The following is a 7,015-nucleotide window of genomic DNA, read 5'->3' as shown; positions in this document are numbered from 1 at the left end:
GAATTTTGCCGCAGCACCTAGGGCGAAAATGCCATAGGCGGCCAGCCGCGCCCGGGGCGCGCGCAGCAGCAGCCAGACGGCCAGCGTGATGGCGGCGAACAGCCCGGCATCCAGGTTGCCCTGCTCCAGCGCATAATAGCTGGCGGGGGACAGGCTGGCGGCCAGGCGGAACCGGAACTCCCATCCACGGGCTGGCGCCGGCAGCAGCGCCAGCGCCGCCAGAAAGCCAAGGCAGAGTAGCAGCCCCACGGCCAGCGTATCGCCCGGGCCGATCGGCAGCAGCGCGGCACGAAGCAGCACCGGCGAATAGTTGAACACCCCGCCATCCAGGCAGGCGCTGGGACGGTACACGTCCACCCCCGCGCGCCAGCACGCACCGGCCTGCAAAATCGCCAGCGAGTCCACGAAGGGATGCGCCTTGGCCGTACCGTCCGGCACACGGGTGAAAAATTCATAGAGCGGGAGCGCAAACTCATGCAGCGCGGCAAACACCGCCAGCACCGCCAAGCCTATGGCGCTGATCCGGAAGCGATCCATCATGGCGCTAGAAACCGATGCGCTCCTTCTCGGTCACGTAAGGGCGTTTCTGCACCTGCGTGTGGATCGCCCCGACATATTCACCGATGATGCCCAGCGAAACCAGTTGCACCGAGCCCAGGAAGAACAGCCCGATGACCAGCGGCGCCATGCCGACGGTGAAGCTCGACCAGTAGATCAACTTGTAGATCAGGTAGCCAAACCCCGCCACGAACGACACGCAGGCACAGACAAAGCCAAACGCCGTGACCAGCCGCAGCGGCACTTTCGACAGATTCGTGATGCCAAGCATCCCGATGTCGTACAGCGTATAGAAATTGTTCTTGGTGATGCCGCGCCGGCGCACCGGCTGGTCGTAGGGAATCTTGCAGATATTAAGCCCGATCTCCGCAATCATGCCGCGGAAGAACGGGTACGGGTCGTCGAAGCCACGCACCGCCTCGATCACCTTGCGGTCGTACAGGCCAAAGCCGGTGAAATTCTGGATCGTCTCGATCGCGGCCATGCGCTCGACCAGCGCGTAATAGGCCCTGCGCAGGAAGAACATCGCGGGCGTCTCCTCGGAGGTGCGCTTGATGCACAGCACGGTATCAAAGCCCTCACGCCATTTTTCCACCAGCGTCGGGATCATCTCCGGCGGGTCCTGCAAGTCGGCGACAATGCTGATCACCGCCTCCCCCTTGGCCTGCATCAGCGCGTGCATCGGCGAGCGGATATGGCCGAAATTGCGGGCGTTGACGATGATCTTCACGCGCGCATCCTTGGCGGCGATCTCCTTCAGCAGCGCCACGGTGCGGTCGGTGGAGGCGTTGTCGATGAAGATATGCTCGTAGGTGCAATCCGGCAGCGTGGCCATGGCGGCGGCGACCCGCGCATGCAGCTCGGCCACATTGGCTTCCTCGTTGTAGCAGGGGGTGATGACGCTCAGGAACGGCATGGTTGGGCTTTCATGAAACGAGGCGCCGCGACCTGGCGCCAGACGAGCCAAGCATAGGCGGGGCAGAGAATAAGCATCGCGGCGAGCGGCGTCGCGCCAAGCAGGCCGGCGGCGCCGAATGCCGCCGCCATGGCAGGTTTGAGCCCCAGCGCCAGCGCCGTGGCCGCAAGCTGGGCGATGAATTGCCCCCGGTACTGGGCAACAGCGTTGAGCAGCAACCCGGCCACGCGCGGCAGGGTAAGAGTGACGATCCACCCCGCCATGGCGAGGAACAATGCGGGCGGCAGATGCAAATCCTGGTGCAGCCAGAGCGCCAGCACCCGGTTGCCCGCGATCACGATCACCCCAGCCCCGGCGCAAGCCAGCCCGGCCACCGCGAGCGTGCCGCGCCACAATGTTCGCGCCACCCAGCGGTGGTCTTCCAGCGCCACGGCCTCGGCAAAAGCCGGCCACAGCGCCTGCGTGGCGACCATGAGCATGCCAATCGCGGTGATGCACACCCGTAGCGCCACCGTCATCTGCGCCGCCGCCTGCGGGCCGAGCCAATCCAGCGCCAGCACATTATCGAACACATAGGCGCAGGAGGCAGCGATAGTGATCAGCGCCAGCAGCGCGCCGCCGCGCAAGGCATGGCCGATCGCGGTGAAATTCGGCCGCTTCTTCGGGCGCAGCATTGGCTGCGTTGCCAAAGCGTGGCCGAGGCTGCCGGCATTAGCCAGCACCCCGGCGCCAAACACGGCCAGCGTCAGCACCGTCACCCCCACCCCCGCCCAAGCCCCGGCAATGACGAAGCCCAGCATCAGCCCGGTCTGCACCAAATCCCACAACCCGGCGACATGGCCTTTCTGCAGCCCGAACCAGAGCGAGCCCGCCAGCCCCAGCGGAATATTGACGGCCATGCACAGCCCCGCGGCCAGGAACGGCGCCGAGGGCATCAGGCACGGCCAAGCCAGCAACACCGCCGCCCCGCCCGCCAGCAGTGCCAAGCCAAGCGCCGCGCCAACCAACAGGCAGGCTGTCACATAATCGCGCGGGTCCTCGCCTTTGTGCCGCGCCGCGGGCAGCAGCGTGACGAGCGCGCCGCCCAGCCCCAGGTCGAGCATGGCCGCCGCCCAGGTGAGCGATGTCGCAGCACCCCACACGCCGAACCCCGCCTCGCCCAAGCGATGCAGCACCAGCGGCAGGATGATCACGCTCGCCGCCAGCTGCGCCAGGCGCTGCAGCACCCCGGTGGCGCCACTGAGCAGGACACGCCGGTTGCGCGGGGTCACGGATTTCAACATGAAATCATGATGCCGGGCGCCGGGCGGCGCGCCAAGGGTGCGCTGCGCCGCGTCTCGCAATTAATCCAGGGGATTATTCCCTACTTAGTTTTATGTCAGCCCTCGCGGGCTTCGCGCATCAACCGCTTCATCTCGGCAATCGCGGCAGGCAGGCCGATCAACAGCGCCTCTCCGATCAGGAAATGCCCGATATTCAACTCGCGGATCTCCGGCAAAGCCGCCACGGGCTGCACGTTGGCAAAGGTCAGCCCATGCCCGGCATGGCATTCCAGCCCCACCTGCGTGGTCAACACCGCCGCCTGACGCAGCCGCTCCAGCTCACCCGGTTTGCCGTGCGCATAGGCGCCGGTGTGCAACTCCACCACCTGGGCGCCGATTTCCGCCGCCGCGCGCACCTGGTCCGGCTCCGGGTCGATGAACAGGGAGACGATAATCCCCGCATCTCGCAACCGCCTGATCACGGGCTTCAGCGCCTCGCGCTGCTGCACCACGTTCAGCCCGCCCTCGGTCGTCACCTCGGCTCGGCGCTCCGGCACGATGCACGCGCCATGCGGCTTCAGCCGGGTGGCGATGGCGGCCATCTCTTCCGTCGCCGCCATCTCGAAATTCACCGGCTTGGCCGCCCAGCGGCAGATCACCTCGGCATCGGCGTCGCGGATGTGCCGCCGGTCCTCGCGCAGGTGGATGGTGATGCCATCCGCCCCCGCGGCGACACAGGCTTTCGCCACCGTGAACGGGTCCGGGTGGCCGCCGCCGCGCGCGTTGCGCAGCGTGGCCACATGGTCGATGTTGACGCCGAGGCGGATGGAGCCGGTCATCTCAGATATGGATCGCCCGGCCATCCACGGCGAGCGCCGCTTCCTTCACCACTTCGCTCAGCGTCGGGTGGGCATGGCAGACGCGCGCCACATCCTCGGCCGAGGCGCCAAATTCCAGCGCCGTGGTCAGCTCGGCGATCAGCGTGCCCGCATCCGGCCCGATGATATGCGCGCCGAGCAGTTTGTCCGTGCCCTTCTCGGCCAGGATCTTGGCGAAGCCCTCGGTCGCGCCCATGGCGCGGGCGCGGCCATTGGCCATGAAGGGAAACTTGCCGACGGTATAGGCAATGCCCGCGGCCTTCAGCTCTTCCTCGGTGGCGCCCACCGAGGCCACTTCCGGCCAGGTGTAAACAACGCTCGGGATGGCGCCGTAATTCACATGGCCAGCCTGACCAGCCAGGCGCTCGGCCAGGGCCACGCCCTCTTCTTCGGCCTTGTGCGCCAGCATCGGCCCGGCGATCACGTCGCCAATGGCATAGATGCCCGACACGTTGGTGGCGTAATGCGCGTCGGTCTTCACGCGGCCGCGCTCGTCGGTCTCCACACCGGCAGCGGCAAGGTTCAGGCCCTCGGTATAGGCGTAGCGGCCAATGGCCAGCAGCACGATGTCGGCCTTGATCTGCTCCGGCTCGCCGCCCTTGGCCGGCTCGATGGTCAGGGTCACGCCCTCGCCTTCCGCCTTGGCGCTGGTCACCTTGTGGCCAAGCTTGAACTGGAAGCCCTGCTTGGTCAGCACCTGCTGGAAGGTCTTGGAGATCTCGCCATCCAGGCCAGGGGTGATGCGGTCGAGGAACTCCACCACGGTGACGTCCGCGCCCAGGCGGTGCCACACGCTGCCCAGCTCCAGCCCGATCACGCCGCCGCCGATGATGACCATGTGGCCCGGCACCTTGTCCAACTCCAGCGCGCCGGTGGAGGTGACGATGCGCTTCTCATCGACCTCGACGCCCTTCAGCGGCACGGAGTCGGAGCCGGTGGCGATGACGATATGCTTGGCGGTGTAGGGCTTGCCCTCAACCTCGATGGCGCCCGGGCCGGTGAAGCTCGCCGCGCCCTTGATCCAGGTGACCTTGTTCTTCTTGAACAGGAACTCGATGCCCTTGGTGTTGGCGCCGACCACCTCGGCCTTGCGCGCCTGCATGCGGGCGATGTCGATCTTCACCTCGCCCACGGAGATGCCATGGTCCTGCAGCCCGTGCTTGGCGTGCTCAAAATCCTCAGAGGACTGAAGCAGCGCCTTGGAGGGGATGCACCCGATGTTCAGGCAGGTGCCGCCGAGCGTCTCACGCTTCTCGACGCAGGCGACCTTGAAGCCGAGCTGTGCCGCGCGGATCGCGCAAACATAACCGCCCGGACCGGCCCCGATCACGATGACGTCGAAGTTTTCAGCCATGCTACGCTCCCTCTGCGGATGTGAAATAAAACCGATGCGCGGTCATAATCCCACCTCCCGCCACGAGCAATCTGCCCAAGGCACGGCTGCCCCGCCCGCCTTGCTGGCCCGAGGCACCTTGCTTGCCCAAGGCCAGCGGCACGGCCTAAACCCGGGCCATGACGAAATTTGCAGCACGAATCGGACGGACCGAGTTGGCGGCCACCTTTGCCACGGCAGCGCGGGCGCGCGCCTTACGGGCGGAGGGCCATGACGTGATCTCGCTCTCGCTGGGCGAGCCGGATTTCCCGACGCCCGGACATGTTGTGCAAGCGGCGCATGAGGCCGCCCTGCGCGGCGAGACCAGATACCCCCCGCTCGGCGGCACCGAGGCGCTGCGCAACGCGGTGGCGGAAAAATTCCACCGCGAACACGGCGTGAAGATCCGCCCGGCGGATGTGCTCGTCACCAATGGCGGCAAGCAGGCCATCTTCAACGTGCTGATGTCGCTGACCGAAGCCGGGGACGAGGTGATCATCCCCGCCCCCGCCTGGGCCGGCTATGAGCAGACGGTGAATTTCGCGGGCGCCAAGCCAGTGTTCGTGCCCTGCCCGCAGGCGGATGGCTTCATGCTGCGCCCCGAGGCGCTGGAGCGGGCCATCACCCCGCGCACCAGGCTGCTGCTGCTGAACTACCCGAACAACCCCTCCGGCGCCGCCTGCACCGAGGCCCAGCTGAAGGCGCTGGCGGAGGTGCTGCGCGCCAATCCACATGTCTGGGCGCTGTCCGACGATATCTACGAGCACCTGCTGTTCGATCAGCGCAAGCACGCCACCCTGCTCGGCGTGGCGCCGGATCTGGCGGACCGGGTGGTGACCATGTCCGGCGTCTCAAAAACCTACGCCATGACCGGCTGGCGCGTGGGCTGGTGCTTCGGCCCGGCGGAACTCATCAAGGCCTGCACGGTGGTGCAGGCCACGGCCACTTCCGGCGTGTCCTCGGTGGGCCAGGCCGCGGCGCTGGCAGCACTCACCGGCCCGCAGGATTTCCTGGCCGAACGGGCGGCGGCGTATCAGGCCCGGCGCGACCTGGTAGTGGCGGCGCTGAACCAGGTTCCGGGCCTTTCCTGCCACCAGCCGGAAGGTGCGTTCTACGTGTTCCCCGGCATCTCCGGCTGCCTCGGCAAGACCACCCCTGGCGGGCGCAAGCTGCATACGGATGTGGACTTCGCCATGGCCCTGCTGGAGGAAGCCCATACCGGCGTGGTGCAGGGCTCGGCCTTCGCCATGCCCGGGCATATCCGCATCTCCACCGCCACCTCCGAACCCGTGCTGGCACAAGCCTGCGCGCGCATCGCGGAATTCAGCGCCGCCTTGCGCTGAGCCGGCGCGTCGCCACATCCTCCGGATAACCAACCCCGGAGGACAAACGATGCCTGACGTGAAATACACTGCCCATGGACACGCCACTGGCGGCCGCGACGGCCAGGGTGCCAGCGATGACGGCCGAATCTCCGTTAAACTCTCCGTGCCCAAGGAGCTGGGCGGCGATAGCGGCCCCGGCACCAACCCCGAGCAGCTCTTCTCGGTCGGCTTTTCGGCCTGCTTTCTCGGCGCGCTGAAATTCGTGGCGGGCAAGGAGAAGGTCGCGCTGTCGCCCGAGACCAAGGTGGCGGCGGATATCGGCATCGGCCCGCGCGAGGATGGCACCGGCTTCGGCATCACCGCAGCACTCACCATCAGCTCCCCGGGGCTGGACAAGGCAAAGCTGGAAGACCTGGTGCAGAAGGCGCACATCGTCTGCCCCTACTCCAACGCCATCCACAAAACCGTGGACGTGAAGCTGGCAGTCGCCTGAAGCCGCGAACAAACGCCCCGGCGCGCCGAAAGGCGCGCTGCGGGCAATGCCGCGGCGAATAACCATCACATTTTAGGGAGTACGGTGGTGGAGCTAAGCGGAATCGAACCGCTGACCTTCTGCATGCCATGCAGACGCTCTACCACCGCCCTCCCTAAAATGTGATAATTGTTCGCTGCGGCGCTGCCCACAGCGCGCCTTTTGGCGCGCC

At 66.7% G+C, this 7,015-nt stretch carries 6 protein-coding genes, 1 tRNA gene and 1 pseudogene; 2 read left to right on the top strand and 6 right to left on the bottom strand.

Features of this window, described 5'->3' with window-relative positions; genetic code table 11:
- The 5 genes and pseudogenes from ACLPJJ_RS03940 to lpdA form a co-directional block, all read right to left on the bottom strand.
- Nucleotides 1-540 (bottom strand): annotated as a pseudogene (locus tag ACLPJJ_RS03940) (hypothetical protein); the annotation flags it as partial.
- Between the two features lie 4 nt (nt 541-544).
- The gene (locus ACLPJJ_RS03935) at nt 545-1,474 is read right to left on the bottom strand and encodes a glycosyltransferase family 2 protein (RefSeq protein WP_443589650.1); all 930 of its coding nucleotides are present in this window, start codon (nt 1,472-1,474) and stop codon (nt 545-547) included.
- Nucleotides 1,462-2,757 carry a lipopolysaccharide biosynthesis protein gene (locus ACLPJJ_RS03930; protein ID WP_443589648.1) on the bottom strand — a complete coding sequence of 432 codons (1,296 nt, stop codon included), beginning with the start codon at nt 2,755-2,757 and terminating at the stop codon, nt 1,462-1,464. The genes ACLPJJ_RS03935 and ACLPJJ_RS03930 overlap by 13 nt, the downstream gene beginning before the upstream one ends.
- Nucleotides 2,758-2,852: 95 nt before the next feature.
- On the bottom strand, nt 2,853-3,575 hold the full coding sequence (locus tag ACLPJJ_RS03925) for a pyridoxine 5'-phosphate synthase (protein WP_443589646.1): 723 nt from the start codon (nt 3,573-3,575) through the stop codon (nt 2,853-2,855).
- Between the two features lies 1 nt (nt 3,576).
- Nucleotides 3,577-4,968 (bottom strand): dihydrolipoyl dehydrogenase, encoded by a 1,392-nt coding sequence (lpdA, locus tag ACLPJJ_RS03920; RefSeq protein WP_443589644.1) that lies wholly within the window; start codon nt 4,966-4,968, stop codon nt 3,577-3,579.
- 158 nt (nt 4,969-5,126) lie between these two features.
- On the opposite strand from lpdA, the gene ACLPJJ_RS03915 reads away from it, so the two are divergent.
- Together ACLPJJ_RS03915 and ACLPJJ_RS03910 are read left to right on the top strand one after the other, a co-directional pair.
- Complete coding sequence (locus ACLPJJ_RS03915) at nt 5,127-6,329, top strand: pyridoxal phosphate-dependent aminotransferase (RefSeq protein WP_443589642.1); 1,203 nt, start codon at nt 5,127-5,129, stop codon at nt 6,327-6,329.
- Between the two features lie 49 nt (nt 6,330-6,378).
- On the top strand, nt 6,379-6,804 hold the full coding sequence (locus ACLPJJ_RS03910) for an organic hydroperoxide resistance protein (protein WP_443589640.1): 426 nt from the start codon (nt 6,379-6,381) through the stop codon (nt 6,802-6,804).
- Nucleotides 6,805-6,889: 85 nt separating this feature from the next.
- Here the strand turns inward: ACLPJJ_RS03910 and ACLPJJ_RS03905 are convergent.
- A tRNA-Ala gene (locus ACLPJJ_RS03905) sits at nt 6,890-6,958 on the bottom strand.
- Between the last annotated feature and the right edge of the window lie 57 nt (nt 6,959-7,015).

The organism is Acidocella sp., assembly GCF_052326845.1.
Classification (GTDB): Bacteria; Pseudomonadota; Alphaproteobacteria; order Acetobacterales; family Acetobacteraceae; genus Acidocella.
This window is presented reverse-complemented; position numbering and strand designations above follow the sequence as displayed.